This window comes from Methylobacterium sp. WL69, assembly GCF_008039485.1.
Lineage (GTDB): Bacteria > Pseudomonadota > Alphaproteobacteria > Rhizobiales > Beijerinckiaceae > Methylobacterium.
Genome location: NZ_VRUZ01000003.1, coordinates 11,591 through 27,443, shown reverse-complemented (window position 1 = coordinate 27,443; position 15,853 = coordinate 11,591). Strand labels below are relative to the sequence as shown.

The window sequence follows — 15,853 nt, the reverse complement described above, 5'->3', positions numbered from 1 at the left end:
GGACGCATGAACGCCGGATTGTCCGATCGCTGGCGGACCGTGAAGGCGGAGGCGCCGGCCGTGCAAGGCCCGGCCCCGGACGTCGTGGCGCCCGTCATGCCCAAGGTCGCGCCCAAACCCGCACCGCCGCCCGAGCCGGCGCCGCGGGCGTCCCTGACCGACGCCAAGGTGAAGCTCCACGGCCAGATCATCGACGAGTTCAACCTCGCCCTCATCGACAAGATCTCGCCGGAGGACCTCGCCCGTCAGGTCGGCCGCTTCGTCGCCGAATACGCCCTGAAGGAGCGCCTCGCCCTCAACCAGCGCGAGCTCGAGGCGTTCTCGGCCGAAGTCCTCGACGAGATGATCGGCCTCGGACCCATCGAGCCCCTGCTGAAGGACCCGAGCGTCAGCGACATCCTCATCAACGGCCACCGCTCGGTCTTCGTCGAGCGCGGCGGCCAGCTCGAACCGACCCTGGTCCACTTCAAGGACGAGGCGCACCTCCTGCGGATCGTCAACAAGATGGTCGCGGCCGTCGGCCGGCGCATCGACGAATCCTCGCCCATGGTCGATGCGCGCCTGCCCGACGGTTCGCGCGTCAACGTCGCCATCCGACCCATCGCCGTCGACGGCCCCCTCGTCTCCATCCGCAAGTTCTCCAAGCGCCCGATCTCCATGGACCGCCTGGTGGAGCTCGGTGCGCTGCGCCCGCCCATGGCGGAGCTCCTGAAGGTGGCGGTGAAGGGGCGCATCTCCCTCATCGTCTCCGGTGGCACCGGCTCGGGCAAGACCACCATGCTCAATGCCCTGTCGTCCTACATCTCGCCGCGCGAGCGCCTCATCACCATCGAGGACGCGGCCGAACTGCAGCTGCAGCAGCCCCACGTGGCGCGCCTCGAGACCCGGCCGCCGAGCGTCGAGGGCCGCGGCGAGATCCGTCAGCGCGAACTGCTCAAGAACGCCCTGCGCATGCGGCCCGACCGCATCATCCTCGGCGAGTGCCGGGGCGAGGAAGCGTTCGACATGCTCCAGGCCATGAACACCGGCCACGAAGGCTCGATGACCACCATCCACGCCAACACGCCTCGCGACGCCATCGCCCGCGTCGAGCAGATGATCGGCATGGCGGCGGCAAACATGTCGGTGACCTCCATCCGCAGCCAGATCGCGTCCGGCGTGCAGATGCTGCTCCAGCTCCAGCGCCTAAGCGACGGCCGCCGCCGGGTCACCAGCATCGCCGAGATCACCGGCATGGAGGGCGACGTGATCCAGATGCAGGAGATCTTCCGCTTCGTGCGCGAGGGCGTCGATGAGCGCCATCAGGTGCTGGGCCATTTCCGCGCCACGGGCGTGCGGCCGAAATTCCTGCAGGAGCTGAAGGCGCAGGGCGTCGACATGCCGGCCCAGGCCTTCGATCCGTCGGTGGCCCTGTGAGGCCGCGTCACCGGGAGGAACGCCGTGGCTGAGCCCTGGCTGATCTACCTCCTCATCTTCGTCTGCTCGGTGGTGGCGGCCCAGCAGCTCCAGGTCGGGCTGGCCGGCGCCCTGCGCGGCCGGAAGCGCCGGCGGCAGCGGCGCGCGGACCTCGACGGCCCTGTAGTCGCCGCCGCGCCTGAGTCCCTGCGCCGCCGCGAGGCCGGGAAATCCGCTTTCGTCGTCGCTTGGAACCGGCTCCTGCTGCAATCCGGCACGGGCAAGAGTTCGGCGGCCCTGGCCGGACGGACCCTCGGCCTCGCCGTCCTCCTCCTGCTGGTTCTGCCGGTTCCGGGCTTCTGGCTGCGCCTCGCCGCGAGCCTCGGCGTCGCGGGCCTGCTGTGCCTCCTGGTCCTGCGGATCAAGCGGGCGCGCCGCCTCGCGCGCTTCGGCGAGCAATTGCCGGAGGTCCTCGACGTCATCGTCCGATCCTTGCGCGCCGGCCATCCCCTCCCGGTTTCCCTCGGCCTCGTCGCCCGCGAGACGCCGGAGCCGGCCGGACCGGAATTCGCCCTCGTGGTCGACGAAATGAACTACGGCCGCAGCATCGCCGAGGCCCTCGACGGACTCTACCTCCGGGTCGGCCATCCCGAGCTCGCCTTCGTGGTGGCGGCGATCTCCATCGCCAACCAGACCGGCGGCAACCTCGGTGAGGTCCTGGCGCGCCTGTCGCGGATGCTGCGCGAGCGCTTCCGCCTGTCGCGGCGCGTGCGGGCGCTCACCGCCGAGGGGCGGTTCAGCGGCTACGCCCTCAGCGGCCTGCCGATCATCCTGTTCGTCGTGATCAACCTCGTCAGCGCCGCCTACTACGCCGAGTTCTGGGTGAGCCCGTCCGCCAACACGATCCTGGGTGTCGCCATCGTCCTGCTGCTGCTCGGCAATCTCACCATCTACCGCCTCGTGAACTTCAAGGTCTGAGGTGGCATGAGCGTCGTCCTCCTCGTCACCGTGCTCGCCTTCGCCAGCGTGGCGCTCGCCCTCTACACCGCCACCTCCGCCCTTTCCCAGCGCGAGCGCGTGCGCCGCCGCTACGGCGAGCTCGGTGCGCCGGCCGCCACGGCCGAGGAGGTCGAGCGCGATCAGGAGAGCTGGCTCGACATCGATCCGTCCCGCCTCGGCCTCGACGTCGATGCCCGCCGTGCCCTACGGCGCGAACTCATCCGCTCGGGCTTCTTCGCGCCCTCGGCGGTGGTCATCTTCACCCTGGCGCGCCTCGGACTCCTCGTCGGCCTGCCGACCCTCGGCACCGTCGTGGTGACGCGTTTCCTGCCGAGCTCGGGCCTCGCCGAGGCGGCGCTCATCGCCCTCGTCCTGTTCATCGTCGCCCATTACCTGCCGCGCGCCTACCTCAACCGGCGCCAGCGCCACCTCGAGATCCGCTACCGCTCGGTCTTCCCGAACTTCCTCGACATGCTCGTGGTCTGCATCAATGCGGGCCTGAGCCTCGACGCCGCCCTCGATCGCGCGGCCGGCGAGATCGGAGCCTCGGACGCCGAGTTCCGGGCGAATTTCGACCTGATGGCCGGCGAGATGCGGGCCGGAAAGAGCACGCCGGAGGCCCTGAAGGCCTGCGCCGAGCGCCTCGGCCTGCCCGAGGCGCGCTCCTTCGCGGCCCTGCTGCAGCAAACCATCGAGCTCGGCACAGACGTGTCGCTGGCCCTCACCACTTTCTCCGACGAGATGCGCGACCGGCGGATGTCGCGGGCCGAGGAGAAGGCCGCGTCCCTGCCGCCGAAGCTCACCCTGCCGCTCGGCTTGTTCATCTTTCCCGTAGTCCTCATCGTGATCCTGGCGCCGGCGGTGATGAAGGTGCTCCGTGCCACGGCCCCGTGAATTCCTCGCCCGTGAGTCCCTCGCCCGACGGCTGCGGGCCCTGCGCGACGGGGATTCGGGGGCGGCGATCCTCGAATTCGCCCTGCTGCTGCCGATCCTCGTCGTCCTCGTCTACGGCTGCTTCGAGGTCGGGCGCGCACTCCTGGTGCGCCAGGCCCTGGAGGGGGCCGTGCGCGCTGGCGCCCGCATCCTCGCGCGGGTTCCCGATCCGGTCTGCAACCCCGCCTGCGCGCCGGGTGCGGCCCGCGCCGTGCGGATCACGGAAGGCCAGATCCGCGACAACACCGGCCTGCCGTCCGACGCGGTGACGGTGGCGCCGCAGCCCGACCCGCCAGCGGGCACGGTGGCCATGCAGGCGAGCGTCGCCTTCGACGTAATATTTCCCGGCCCCGTTCCGTTCAAACGCTGGACCCTCAAGGCCCGGCATCAGGAGCCGCACGTTGGCGAATGACTTGACCGCCTTCCGGCGCGACGAGGACGGCGCCGCCCTGGTCGAGGCCGCCCTGGTGCTGCCGATGCTGCTGATGCTCGTCTTCGCCCTGGCCGACCTGTCCCTGTATTTCTGGCAGCGGGGGCTGGCCGCCAAGGCGGCCGATCTCGGCGTGCGCGCGGCCATCGTCATGGATTCCGTGGCGGAAGGCCCGGGCCTGACGCCCGCCGACGGCGCGGCCTACTGGTCCGGGCGCCCGCCCGGCGCCCGCTGCGCGTCCGGTGGCGAGGCCAGTCCGTGCCCGGCCTTCCGGGTGGTCTGCGATCTCGCGAGGGGCTGCGTCTGCCCGGGGAGTTCGTGCCGGTTCGGCTATTCGCCGGCCAACCTCGCGCCGATCCTGCGGGCGATGCAGGCGGTGCTGCCGCGGCTCGAACCCGCCAACCTGCGGGTAACCTACGCCACCAACGGCCTCGGCTATGTCGGACGCCCACCGCCAGTCCCCGTCGATGTCACCGTGCAGATCGTCGATCTCGCGTTCGATCCGATCTTCGCCGGGTTGCTGTTCGCCAAGGCGCTGCCGCTTCACGCCACCGCCACCCTGCCGGGCGAGGATCTGGTGACCCGCCGATGACGGCTCGCTCGCTGCGCAACTTCGGCCGGGACGAGGACGGCTTCGTCCTCGTCTTCGCGGCTGTCTGCATTCCCGCCCTCCTCGGCCTCCTCGGCCTCGCCGTCGACGGCACCCGCCTGATGACCTTCGACACGCAACTCGCCGCTACCGTGGACGCCGCGGCGCTGGCCGCCGCCGGCCAGCTCGACTGGACCGAGGGCGCCATCGAGCGGGCGGTGACCGCCGGGAACGCGCTGACCAACGGCGTCGCCTTCGCCCGGCGCAACCGCGCGGGCCCGCGCCTGACCTTCCGCTTCGCCGCGACGCTGGCGGATCTCCGGACCGACCCCGCCTACACCCTGCCGGAAACGGCCGGCGCGCAGGCCGTGTTCGTCGAGGCGACCACGGCCGAGTTCACCCTGACCGAGAGCCTGCTGCAGGTTCTCGGCACCCCGATCCGACGCCGGGCCGTCGCGGAAGCGCAGTACTACGCCTGCGACGTCACCCCGATGGTCCTCTGTCATGCGGACCCCGAGCGCTTCGCGGCGTCCGCCCGGCCCGGCCGCCAGTATCTCCTGCGCATGGACGGCAACATCGCCGACGGCTCCGTCATCCCCCTCGACAGGCCGGACGATCTCGCGAGCCGCACCACCCTGCGCAACCTCGCCTCGGACGCCCCCGCCTTCTGCTACGGCCGGGGTGTTTCCCTAAGACGCAACATCGCCCCGCGCGACTTCGACGACGCCCTGAACATCCGGTTCGACCGCTACTTCAACGGCATCGCGGCGGTGGCGAGCGACCTCGCGGCCTTTCCCCCGGCGCCGAGCGTGATCCAGGGGCGACATCTCCAGGCCTGTTCCTCGCCGCCATCCTCCGGCGACGTGAACCCGCCCTACCACCTGCCGCGCGACGCGGCCTATCGCACCGTCCGGCCCTCGGCCGCCTACGACCAGGGGCTGGGTGACTGGGCGGTGACGGCGGCCTATGGCGGCCTCGGCGAAATCTCCGTGGCGCGCGCCATCGACGAGTACATCCTGTGGAATCACGCCGACAAGGACAACGGCTTCCAGGCCTCCCTGCGCGAGGCGCCGACGCGCTACGACATCTATCTCCGCGAACTCGGGCTCACGCCGGAGACCGAATCCCGGCCGGTGGCTACCCAGGGCAACCGCCTGATGGGCAAGACCATGCCGACGGGCGGACCCCTGACCGGCCCCTTCGCCTTCGTGCGCGAGAGCCCGATTCCGGTCTGCTATCCGGGCGTGCGGCCGGCGACGGATGCGCGCCGGCGCGTCCTCTACCTGTCGGTGGCCGATTGCCGCGCGTTCTCCGCCGACCCGAGCCCCGCCCGCCTGTCCCGCCACGTCGCCAAGGTCTTCCTGACGGAGCCCGCGAGCGGCGGTTCCCTTCTGGTGGAACTCGTCGGCATGCTCACCCCCCGGAAGGACGACGGCAAGCTCCGGCCGGTGGTGCAACTCGTCGAGACCCATTAACCACGAATCCGCCTTCGGCGGCGCGCCGGGCCGCGCGAACCGCGCCTTAAGGACCGCTTGCCAGGATGCGCCATGTCGCGCGCCCTGAATGCCCAGACCTTCGGCTCGCTCGTGGTGATCGGCGCCTTCGCGGCGGCGGAAGCCTCCGCCGCCTGGCTCGCGGCCGCCCCGGGATCGAGCCTCGCCTGGTACCTGAACCTCGCGGTATTCCGGCCGTTCGAGACCGCGCGGGTGGAGACCTCGCCCCTCCACGTCCTGTTCGGGGTCGATGCCCTGCGCAACGCCGCCGTGCTCGCCCTGATCACCCTCGCGGTCCGCACCCTGCGGTTCCGGTTCGGCGTGGCGGCCATCGCGAATCTGAGTTTCGTCTTCGCCGCCGCCCTGACCTACGCTTGGCTCGGCCTGCGCGGGCCGCTCCAGGCTGTGTCCCTCAGGCCCGTGGCGGCGATCCAGGGACCGGATTTCGCCATCATCACGGTGATGCTGGGGAGTTCCTTCCTCGCCTTCGCGATCAGCCACCTGTCCTTCGCCATGCGCATCCGATCCGAACGCCGCCGATCCGTCCCGATCCCCCACCCCGTGCCGTGACGGCTCGGCGGCCGGCTTGTCTCGGCACGTGTCTCCTCACCCTGGTTCTCGTCCCGGTGCCATCCCTCGGACAGGGCAGGACGCCGTCATCTCCCCCGCAGCGGGGGCCGGACCAGAGCTTCACCCTCGGGGCCGACGGGTGGGTCCTGGAGCGGTTCGGCCGCGATCTCGCCGTCCTGCGCACCGGCGTGACGCCAGCCTCGGGCGCGGCCGGCCTCCTCGTCCTGTCCTGCGAGGGCCATGAGCGCCGCTGGCGGCTGAGCCTCCCCCATCCCCTGCTCGACCCCATGCCGGCGGTCGCGGCCCCCGCGACCTCCGGCGAGATCCTCCTGCGCCCGTCGGGGTCGCCGGGGAGGCTCAACCTCGCCCTGATCGGCCGTGCCCAGATCGTTCAGGGACGCGTCCTCACCCTGGCGGAGACCCGATCGTCGGGAGATGGGTTCGTGCCAGCCTTCGTCCGCCTGCTCAAGGCCGGCCCGGAGCGCTTCGATCTCCTGATGCGGACGGCCGGCCCGGCGCTCCGCCACCGCCTGTTCGGAACGGCCGTCCCGGCCGTCGTGTTCGCGCCCGTCGTGCGGCGCACCGATCTCATCGCGTTCGACGACTTCCTCGCGACTTGTCTCGCCACATCCGAGTGACGAATCCCGCGCGATATTCTTGTCACGGCGGTTCGGATACCCAGCGAGGGTCGATGAACCGCTTGGTCGGTCCCGCCGACTCTGGCATGTCACGCGGGAATGGATCGCTTCACTCGATCGGGTCCGTCCGAGAGGGCGTCTCACGACATGCGCGTCGGCCATCCCTGTCGTCGGGATTCTCGCGGGCCGACCGAGTGTCTCTCACAGAACTCCCGTTGCGCGGCCGTGTTCGGGGAAGAACCGACCGGGACCGGACGTTTTGTGAGGCAGCCTGAAACTCTTCGCCCCGGCCGCCGTATGGGAGACACCCGGCATGTTCAGAGCTGTCCCATGCTTCTCCCCAGTCATCGCGCGATCGTGGATACAAGCGTGGCCGCTCCTATGGCAGGGTCGTCGTCTTGGCCGAGGATAACGGACGGATGAGGGTGTATCGTGCGGTGCGGGCCATGGGGGTCTGCGCCTGCCTGTGGCTGGCCGGGTGTCAGACCCGGTCGGACGAGGGGATCGCCGTCGTCCCCGGCGTGGAGCCGACGCTGCCGGCCACCAACGAGGCCTATCGGGTCGGCCGGGTGAACCTCGCGGCCGGCAACAACGGTCTGGCCGAGCGGAATTTCCGGCAGGCCGTCGAGGTCAACAAGGACGATGCGGCGGCCTGGCTCGGACTCGCGGCGTCCTACGACAACCTCGGGCGCTACGAACTCGCCGACCGGGCCTACGATCAGGCCACGAGCTTGAGCGGCGAAACCCTCGAAATCGTGAACAACCGGGGGTATTCGTACATGCTGCGCGGAAACGGCAAGCGGGCGCTCGGCCAGTTCGAGCAGGCCCTGGCCATGGACCCGGGTAATACCGTGATCCTGAACAATATTCAGATCTTGCGCTCGGCCCAGCGTCCGACCCGATCCACGCCCTTTTAAGCCGGCGCCGCGATCTGATCGTTCGATTCGCGCCCGAGCGTTGCTCGAACGCCTCTCTCCTCCCGATAAAACTGTGGCAATCAGCACCTGATCTTGTGGCGACCGCGCCGACCCGCTTAACCTGATTTTAACCAGAAGGATGTTTGCGTGATTGGTTGCCGGCGAAAGGCTCGACCGACATTTCGCCGGGTAATCGATCTCGCCGTGGTGCTGTCGTTGACGGCCGCCGTACTCCCGGCGCCGGTCGGCGAGGCGCGGGCCCAGGTCCGTGCTGTGCCGCGCACGGGCGGCAACGCGATCCTGAGCCGCCTGAAGCTGACGATCAACAAGTCTCAGACCGTGAAGGTCGGCAGCGCCTTCGCCGACGTTCTCGTCGGGTCGTCGGACATCGCCGACGTGGTGCCGATCAGTGACCGGACCCTCTACGTCCTCGGCAAGCGCGCAGGCACCACCAACGTGTCCCTCATAGATTCCGAGCGCAAGCTCGTTGGCCTCATCGACGTCGAGGTCCGGCCCGACACGGGCGTCATCGAATCGCAGGTCCGCCAGAGCACCGGCGATCCGGGCCTGCGCGTGGAGAGCCAGGGCGAGCGCGTGATCCTCGGCGGCGTCGCGGGGGATGCGGTGAGCGTCGACCGGGCCATGCAGGTGGCCCCCCCCGGCACCCTCAACCTCACCCGCGTCCGCTCGCCCCAGCAGGTGATGCTCAAGGTCCGCTTCGTCGAGGTGAACCGCAATGCCGGCCGCGAGCTCGGGGCGCGGTTCGAGTTCGGCGGACGCAGTACCCTCGCCAGCGTCGGCGCCTACGGCGCCCAGAACCCAGTCTCGTCCTCGGGCGGGGTGATCTCGGGCATCGTCGGCTCGGCGGTCAACGCCGCGACCACGGGCGGCGTGCCGTTCGCGAGCCTCGTCCAGGGGTTCCGGGGCAATGCCGGGCAGCTCGACCTGTTCGTGAGCGCCCTGGAGACCAAGGGCCTCCTGCGGCGCCTCGCCGAGCCGAACCTCATCGCCATGTCGGGCGACCGGGCCGAATTCCTGGCCGGCGGCGAGATCCCGATCCCCATCGCCAACCAGAGCCTCAACGGCGCGCCGCAGATCACCGTGTCCTACAAGGAATTCGGTGTGAAGCTCGGCTTCACCCCGACGGTCCTGCGCAACGGCATGATCCATCTCCAGCTCGAGCCCGAGGTGAGCGACATCGACCCAACCCTGGCGGTGGCGGTGGGCGGCGGCATCTCGGTGCCGGGCCTGACCAAGCGCCGGGCCAAGACCAATGTCGAGCTCCGCGACGGCCAGAGCTTCGCCATCGCCGGCCTGCTGCAGACCAACTCGACCCGCTCCATCGACCAGTTGCCCTGGCTCGGATCGATCCCGGTCCTGGGCGCCCTGTTCCGCTCGTCTGAGTTTCAGGAGCGGGAGACCGAGCTCGTCGTCATCGTCACCCCGTCCCTGGTCAATCCGGCGCGGCCGGGCCAGATGCTGGCGACGCCCTTCGATGCGAGCGTGCCGGCCAACGACGTCGATTTCTTCGTGAACGGCAAGACGGAGCTGCGCCGCAACATGCGCCAGTTCGTGAATCAGCGCGGCGGCGCCGTCGGGCCCCACGGCCATATCCTGCCCGAGGCGACGCTGCCCGCCGCCATTGCCGTGCCGCAGGGCACCGTCCAGGTGCTCAATTGAGTCCGGCGGCACGTCGGTCCGCGCGCGCGGTGCGTCCAGGCCTTGCCGTCGCGGTGATCGTCGCGGTGGCCCTGGCCGTGTCCGGCTGCACCGATTACCTTAAACGGCGCGACACCCTGACCCTCGAATCCGGCGAGGCCGTCCAGGCCAACATGGCGGTCCACGTCATCGATCCGTCGCCGCCGGCCTCCGCCCGGATCGTGCGCGATACGGACGGCGAACGCCTCCAGCACGGCATCGAGCGCTACCGCAATCCGCAGGCCGGTTTCGGCGGCGGCGGCGGGATCGCTCCGGTTCCCATCGGCGCGACGGCGGCGCCGCCGGCGGGAAATCCGCTGAACCGGTAGGACCGCGCGCATTCGAAAAGGACCAGGAGGACGCGGGGGGCACGGTGCCTGTTCAACTCGACATCGAATTTCCGGACGACAACCAGATCACCCTGTCGCCGCGGTTTCTGGAGGAGAGCGACGCCGTCGTCACCATCCGTGGCCGCGGCAACCGCCTGCACGTCGAGACACCCTTCGCGCCGAATGCCGCCAAGTTCATCCTCTCGGGCGGGGCCGCCGTCATCGTCGGTGCGGACACGAACCTCAACCAGCTCGTGGTCACGGCCTCCGCGGAAGGGGCCGTGGTCGAGATCGGTGCTTGGTGCTCGTTCAACGGCTGCAGCCAGATCACGGCACACGAGCGCGCGACCATCAGGATCGGCGCGTTCTGCCTGTTCGGGCCCGGCTGCCGCATCGCGTCAAGCGACGTCCACAAGGTGCTCGACGTGGTGACCCGCGAACGCCTCAATCCCGCCGGCGACATCACCATCGGCGATCACGTCTGGGCGGCGGGCGGGGCGACGATCCTGCGCAACGCCGTGATCGGCCGCGACAGCGTGATCGGCGCCGGCTCCCTGGTCCGGGGTGCGTTCCCCACCAACGTCTCCCTCGCGGGCGTCCCCGCGCGTGTCGTGCGGACCGGCGTGACCTGGGAGTTCTGAGCCACCGCTCCGGGTTTCTAGCGCTCCCCGCAACGCCCTTGGGATGCAACCGTCGCGGCGCGATCCGACATCCGTGACCGCTCACGTCGGACTGGACTGATTGACAGGAGGAAGCTGTCGAACAGGCCGCTACGGGCGATCAGGCCGCGCTCGGTGCCGGACACGGAGGCTGCGGCGCCCGGATTGGTGGGCGACGCCCCTCCGCCTTGCCCACGCGCATCCAATGAACGAGGGGGGCGGTTCCCGCCGCCTGAACGTCCGGGTAGCGCTCGGCGTAGGCCTTGCCGTCGAAGAACGCGGCCGGTTCCCGCCCTTCGCGGAAGCCATCGGTGATGTAGTGAACGATGGGATCGAGGCCGCTCCCCGCGATCGCGGGATTGGTCTTGAGGTAGTAGGCCGCATCGAACAGGCCGCTGCGGGCCACCAAGGCATAATCGGTTCCAGGCCGGTCCGGTGAAGACGCGGACCGGACCGGAGCCAAGCGCCCCTCGGCGCTGCCGAGACGAAGCCAGTGGACCAGCGGGTTGACGCGTGCTTCGCGCACATCGGCATTCTCGGCACGGTAGCGGTTGCCATCGAAGAACGCCGAGGGCTCGCGTCCGTCGAGGTATCCAACCTGAAGGTAGTGAACGATGGGGTCCTCGCCCGAGGCGCCGACATCCGGATTGCCGGTCAGATAGTAGCCGATGTCGAACAGGCCGCTGCGCGCCACCAGGGCATAGTCGGACCGGACTTCGCCGGGTAACGACGCTTTGTCCGTTCGGACGGGCGCGGACCGGCCCTCGCCGGCACCGGCGCGGAGCCAGTGCACGAGGGGATTGATGCCAGCGGCTTTGATGGACGGATCTGCCTCCCAGTAGCGGGTGCCGTCGAAGAAAGCGGACGGCTCGCGCCCTTCCAAGAAGCCGATGGCAAGGTAATGCGTGATCGGATCCGCCGCGGCCTCGGCGACATCGGGGTTCTCGCGCAGATAGTAGCCGCTGTCGAACAGGTCGCTGCGGGCGAGAAGATGGTAATCGGATTCGAGGGTTGGGTCGGTTTCGCGGCGGGCGCTGGGGCCGAACAGGGCTTTGATCCATTTCATCGGTTGAGAGTATCCAGCAGCCGCATGATTGCACTCAGAGCCTTCCGGATCCGCATAGGAATGCCTCACATAACTTACGGTCGCCAGTGTCAAGGGAGGGTTGAAGGCGCGAAGGGGGCAGGGTGCCCCAGCGTGATGGGCACGCGGCGTCGGTGGCCGTCACCGGGATCGAGTCCGTCGACGGGTCCCACGGCGGAGCGGGTTCGCGATCGCCGGCTGACCGCGGGAGCGTCGTCCGCCTCCGGCAGAACCGGGGCGGAGGGCGGGGCAAGGTCCAGGCCGAGGAATGAGCGCGTGAACCCGATCCGGGCCGCTTCCGCGTCGGGGAACGGACCGGGCGCGCCAAGCTTCCGATTGCCTCGATGATCACGTCGAGACCGTCGGTGCGTTGCTCGTGTCGCCGGTTTTCGTGAAACAGATCGCCCGCCATCGCCCCGGAGGACAATTGCTGCTGATGGTCGAGGTGGCGCCCCGGCACAAAGCGCCCACAGCGCGGCAGATCTTGCCGATACGCAGCCTGCAGGAGAAGTCAGGACTCTCACTAAACCCTTGAAAAGCCTAACAAACAACGGCGGCACACGGATTGCTGATCCGAGGGGAAGCATCCCCCGCGGACCCCAAGGCCGATCATGGACATCTTCAGTGCGTTGCAGACGGCGGTGTCGGGCCTCCAGGCCCAGTCGTATTCGCTGAACAACATCTCGGGCAACATCGCCAACTCGCAGACCACCGGGTTCAAACGGGTCGATACGAACTTCGTCGACATGATCGCCGAGCAGCCCCTGAACAAGCAGGTGTCCGGTTCCGTCGGCGCCTTCTCACGCCTGACCAACACCCTGCAGGGCGGCCTGATCTCCACCGGCATCGACACCAACATGGCGCTGAGCGGGCAGGGGTTCTTCACGGTCCAGACCAAGACCGGCGACGCGGCGGGCCAGGCCAGCTTCTCGCCGACGCCGTCCTATACCCGGCGTGGTGATTTCAAATCGGACAACCTGGGCTACCTCGTCAACGGCGCCGGTGGCTACCTCACGGGCCAAAGCCTCGATCCTCGGACCGGGCAGACCACCGGGACCGGCCCAATCAAGATCTCGACGGCCTCCCTGGCGGCCAAGCCCACCACCAGCATCGCCTATGCGGCGAACCTGCCGATGACGCCCTCGACGAAGAACGCTTCCGCGACGACGCCGGGCTCGGAATTGCTCACGACCCTGACCTCGGGCGCCTATACCCCCGTCCTCGCCAATCCGACGACCCCCGCCCTCGGGACGGGGATCAAAGGCGGCGACACGACGAAGTTCCTCAATGATACGCTCTCGGGCGGATCACTGACCACCTACACCGAGACCGGCGCGCCCATGACGGTCCAGGTGCGCTGGGCCAAGGTTCAGAACGGGGGTGCGGCGACCGCCGCCGTCGCGGCCGATCCGACGGCGACTCCGCCCGTCGTGGCGGTCCCGGCGAAACCCGCCACCGACGATGTTTGGAACCTGTTCTACCTCGGGAACTCGAAGGCCGGTGCCGCCGACGACGCCTGGCAGAACACCGGGCAGGCCTTCATTTTCAAAGGCGGCCAGCTCACCGAGCCGACATCACCGGTGATCCCCAACCTGACCGTGGACGGGGTCAAGCTCAGCAATATCGGCCTCAACATCCCCGCCGGCGGCCTGACCCAGTACGCCGCCAGCGAGGGCATTGTCCGCACGGACACGATCCAGCAGGACGGCTACGCCTCCGGCACCCTGACCTCGCTGGCGGTGACGAGGGACGGCAAGATCACCGGCACCTATTCCAACGGCAACTCCGCCGCCCTCGCCCAGGTCGGCATCGTTCAGTTCAAGAACCCGGACGCGCTGAAGGGCGAGGCCAACGGCAACTACACGCAGACCCTGGATTCGGGCGCACCGATCTCCGGCCTGAACGGCTCGTCCGTGGTCGGTGGCGAGATCGAGCAGTCGAATACGGACATCGCGGCCGAGTTCTCGAAGATGATCGTGACCCAGCAGGCCTACTCGGCCAACACCCGGGTGATGTCCACGGCGCAGACGATGATGAGCGACCTGATCAATATCATCCGATAATGTTCGATCCGGATGTCAACCGATGGGTAACCATCCGGATCATTTCTTCGGGTACGCCCAATAACCGACGCTTTTCCCACCCCGATTCCGCGGCAGGGTGGCGGTGGCGGCCCCCGATGCGAGACCAACGCTCCTCCGATGGTCCCGCGGTGGCGAGACCCGTGCGCGACGAAGAAAGGCTGTCCCGATGTCGCTGAATGCGATCAACACGGCCACGGCCGGCCTGCAGGCCGTGCAGGCGCAGATCGGCGTCGTTTCGCAGAACATCGCCAACGTCAACACCGTCGGCTACGTCAAGCGCATTCAGTCGCCCGTCAGCCAGAACGACGGGACGGGCGTCAACGCCGGCACGGTCTCGCGTATCCTGAACGCAACCTCGCAGAAGCAGTTGCGCCTGGAGACCTCGGGCGCGGCCTACACCAACACCGCCGCCAACGTCGCGACGCAGCTCGACGCGCTCTACGGCGTGCCCGGCTCCAGCACGTCGCTGGACGGGGTAGTGAACGGCTACACCCAGTCGCTTCAGGCGCTGGCCAACGATCCCACGGTCAGCTCGGTGCGCGCCACCGTGGCCAGCAACGGCGCGACCCTGGCCAGCCGGATCGGCACCATCGCCAACGGCATCCAGACCCTGCGCACCGGGATGGAATCGCAGATCGCCAGCGACGTGAAGAGCGCCGGCTCGCTCCTCAAATCCATCGCCCAGCTCAACGTGAAGATCGTCGCCGCCAACGGCATCGGCGCGAGCCCCGACCTCCTCGACCAGCGCGACCAGGCCATAAACCAGCTCGCCCAGTACATGGACGTGCAGGCCAACCAGGTGGGCGACGGCTCGATCACGGTCATGACCCAGTCGGGCGTCACCCTGGTCGATCACGGCACAGCCGCGTCGCTTGGCTTCGACAGCCGCACGGTGCTCGGCCCCGGGAACCTGTATTCGGCCGATGCGGGGAAGAGCGGCGTTGGCACCATCACGGCGACCACGCCCGGCGGCGCCCGGATCGACCTCATCGCCACGGGTGCCCTGCGGTCGGGCTCCCTCGCGGCCGCCGTGACCGCCCGCGACGACACCCTGGTTCAGGCCCAGCGTCAGCTCGACGAGCTGGCGGCCGGACTGGCGCAATCCACCACCGACCGCACGGTGAGCGCCCCGGCTGGCACAGCCATCGACATCGCCGGGCTGAAAAGCGGCAACCGCATCACCCTCGCCCTGGCGGACGGCTCGCAGATCGCCCTCGTCGCCTCGAAGGACGGCAACGCGGCGTTCCGGCCCGGGGATGTGGATGCCGGCTCGGTCCGAAGCTTCACCCTCGGCACCACCGACGCCGCCATGGCGACCAACATCGGCGCGGCCCTCGGGGCGGACTATTCCGTCGCGGTCACCGGCGGAAAGCTCACGATCACCCGCAGCGCCGCGTCGCCGACGCCGGCCGTCGGGACGGTGGGCGCCACCGTGACGGTGCCGTCCAGCGCCACCGAGACCAAGAACTCGGCCAACAACGCCGAGATCGCCCTGTTCGTCGATTCCGGCCGGGCCAACGGCCTCTACACGGGCAACTTCGACGGTGGTTCACAGCTGACGGGGTTTGCCCAGCGCATCGCCCTCAACCCGGCGATCAAGGCCGACACCAGTGCCCTCGTCCTTTCGTCCCCCACCACGCAATCCGGCGACGCGACGCGGCCTCAGCGCCTCCTGGCCGGACTAACGACCAACACCCACACGTTCTCGTCCGCCTCCGGTATCGGCGGCGTGCGCGCGCCGTTCACCACCAACGTGGCCGACTTCGCCCTGCGCATCATCGACGCGCAGGGGGCGAACGCCGCCTCGAGCCTGAGCCTCGACGAGGGCCAGCAGATCGCCCTCGCGACGGCCCAGAGCCGATTCGCTGGCGAATCCGGCGTCAAGATCGACGAGGAGATGGCCAACCTGATCCAGCTTCAGACGGCCTATGGGGCCAACGCGCGGGTGCTCACGGCCGCCCGCGACATGCTCGACACCCTGCTGCGGATCTGACGCATGCCCCCGCAGACCACCGACCGCCCCTCGATCCCGAGT

The 15,853-nt window shown here is 69.2% G+C and carries 15 protein-coding genes; 14 read left to right on the top strand and 1 reads right to left on the bottom strand.

Features of this window, described 5'->3' with window-relative positions; all coding sequences use genetic code 11:
- Nucleotides 1–96 precede the first annotated feature (96 nt).
- The 12 genes from FV218_RS01675 to FV218_RS01625 all read left to right on the top strand — a co-directional run bounded on the left by FV218_RS01675 (nucleotide 97) and on the right by FV218_RS01625 (nucleotide 10,632).
- On the top strand, nucleotides 97–1,416 hold the full coding sequence (locus FV218_RS01675) for a CpaF family protein (protein WP_246684951.1): 1,320 nt from the start codon (nucleotides 97–99) through the stop codon (nucleotides 1,414–1,416).
- A 24-nt stretch (nucleotides 1,417–1,440) separates the two neighbouring features.
- Complete coding sequence (locus tag FV218_RS01670; RefSeq protein ID WP_056094580.1) at nucleotides 1,441–2,373, top strand: type II secretion system F family protein; 933 nt, start codon at nucleotides 1,441–1,443, stop codon at nucleotides 2,371–2,373.
- Between the two features lie 6 nt (nucleotides 2,374–2,379).
- Nucleotides 2,380–3,288, top strand: a complete 909-nt coding sequence (locus FV218_RS01665) for a type II secretion system F family protein (RefSeq protein WP_147708468.1) — start codon at nucleotides 2,380–2,382, stop codon at nucleotides 3,286–3,288.
- Complete coding sequence (locus tag FV218_RS01660; RefSeq protein ID WP_147708467.1) at nucleotides 3,272–3,739, top strand: TadE/TadG family type IV pilus assembly protein; 468 nt, start codon at nucleotides 3,272–3,274, stop codon at nucleotides 3,737–3,739. The genes FV218_RS01665 and FV218_RS01660 overlap by 17 nt, the downstream gene beginning before the upstream one ends.
- Nucleotides 3,729–4,349, top strand: coding sequence for a TadE/TadG family type IV pilus assembly protein (locus FV218_RS01655; protein ID WP_056094571.1), 621 nt, complete (start codon nucleotides 3,729–3,731; stop codon nucleotides 4,347–4,349). Before FV218_RS01660 ends, FV218_RS01655 begins: the two co-directional genes overlap by 11 nt.
- Nucleotides 4,346–5,821, top strand: a complete 1,476-nt coding sequence (locus FV218_RS01650; protein WP_147708466.1) for a pilus assembly protein TadG-related protein — start codon at nucleotides 4,346–4,348, stop codon at nucleotides 5,819–5,821. The genes FV218_RS01655 and FV218_RS01650 overlap by 4 nt, the downstream gene beginning before the upstream one ends.
- Nucleotides 5,822–5,893: 72 nt before the next feature.
- On the top strand, nucleotides 5,894–6,409 hold the full coding sequence (locus FV218_RS01645) for a hypothetical protein (RefSeq protein WP_147708465.1): 516 nt from the start codon (nucleotides 5,894–5,896) through the stop codon (nucleotides 6,407–6,409).
- 56 nt (nucleotides 6,410–6,465) lie between these two features.
- Complete coding sequence (locus FV218_RS01640) at nucleotides 6,466–7,047, top strand: hypothetical protein (protein WP_147708464.1); 582 nt, start codon at nucleotides 6,466–6,468, stop codon at nucleotides 7,045–7,047.
- A gap of 419 nt (nucleotides 7,048–7,466) precedes the next feature.
- Nucleotides 7,467–7,964 (top strand): tetratricopeptide repeat protein, encoded by a 498-nt coding sequence (locus tag FV218_RS01635; RefSeq protein ID WP_246684946.1) that lies wholly within the window; start codon nucleotides 7,467–7,469, stop codon nucleotides 7,962–7,964.
- Nucleotides 7,965–8,171: 207 nt separating this feature from the next.
- Entirely contained in the window at nucleotides 8,172–9,644 is a 1,473-nt protein-coding gene (locus tag FV218_RS01630) for a type II and III secretion system protein family protein (RefSeq protein ID WP_187272936.1), read from the top strand.
- Nucleotides 9,645–9,673: 29 nt separating this feature from the next.
- Nucleotides 9,674–9,991 carry a hypothetical protein gene (locus FV218_RS22595; protein ID WP_187272935.1) on the top strand — a complete coding sequence of 106 codons (318 nt, stop codon included), beginning with the start codon at nucleotides 9,674–9,676 and terminating at the stop codon, nucleotides 9,989–9,991.
- 44 nt (nucleotides 9,992–10,035) lie between these two features.
- The gene (locus FV218_RS01625) at nucleotides 10,036–10,632 is read left to right on the top strand and encodes an acyltransferase (RefSeq protein WP_187272934.1); all 597 of its coding nucleotides are present in this window, start codon (nucleotides 10,036–10,038) and stop codon (nucleotides 10,630–10,632) included.
- A gap of 139 nt (nucleotides 10,633–10,771) precedes the next feature.
- Here FV218_RS01625 and FV218_RS01620 read toward each other — a convergent pair whose 3' ends face one another.
- Nucleotides 10,772–11,809 (bottom strand): hypothetical protein, encoded by a 1,038-nt coding sequence (locus FV218_RS01620; protein ID WP_147708461.1) that lies wholly within the window; start codon nucleotides 11,807–11,809, stop codon nucleotides 10,772–10,774.
- A 536-nt stretch (nucleotides 11,810–12,345) separates the two neighbouring features.
- Between FV218_RS01620 and FV218_RS01615 the strand changes: the two genes are divergently transcribed.
- Nucleotides 12,346–13,797: a flagellar hook-basal body complex protein gene (locus FV218_RS01615; protein WP_147708460.1), complete on the top strand. Its 1,452-nt coding sequence runs from the start codon at nucleotides 12,346–12,348 to the stop codon at nucleotides 13,795–13,797.
- 187 nt (nucleotides 13,798–13,984) lie between these two features.
- Nucleotides 13,985–15,811: a flagellar hook-associated protein FlgK gene (flgK, locus tag FV218_RS01610; protein ID WP_147708459.1), complete on the top strand. Its 1,827-nt coding sequence runs from the start codon at nucleotides 13,985–13,987 to the stop codon at nucleotides 15,809–15,811.
- The last annotated feature ends 42 nt before the right edge of the window (nucleotides 15,812–15,853 follow it).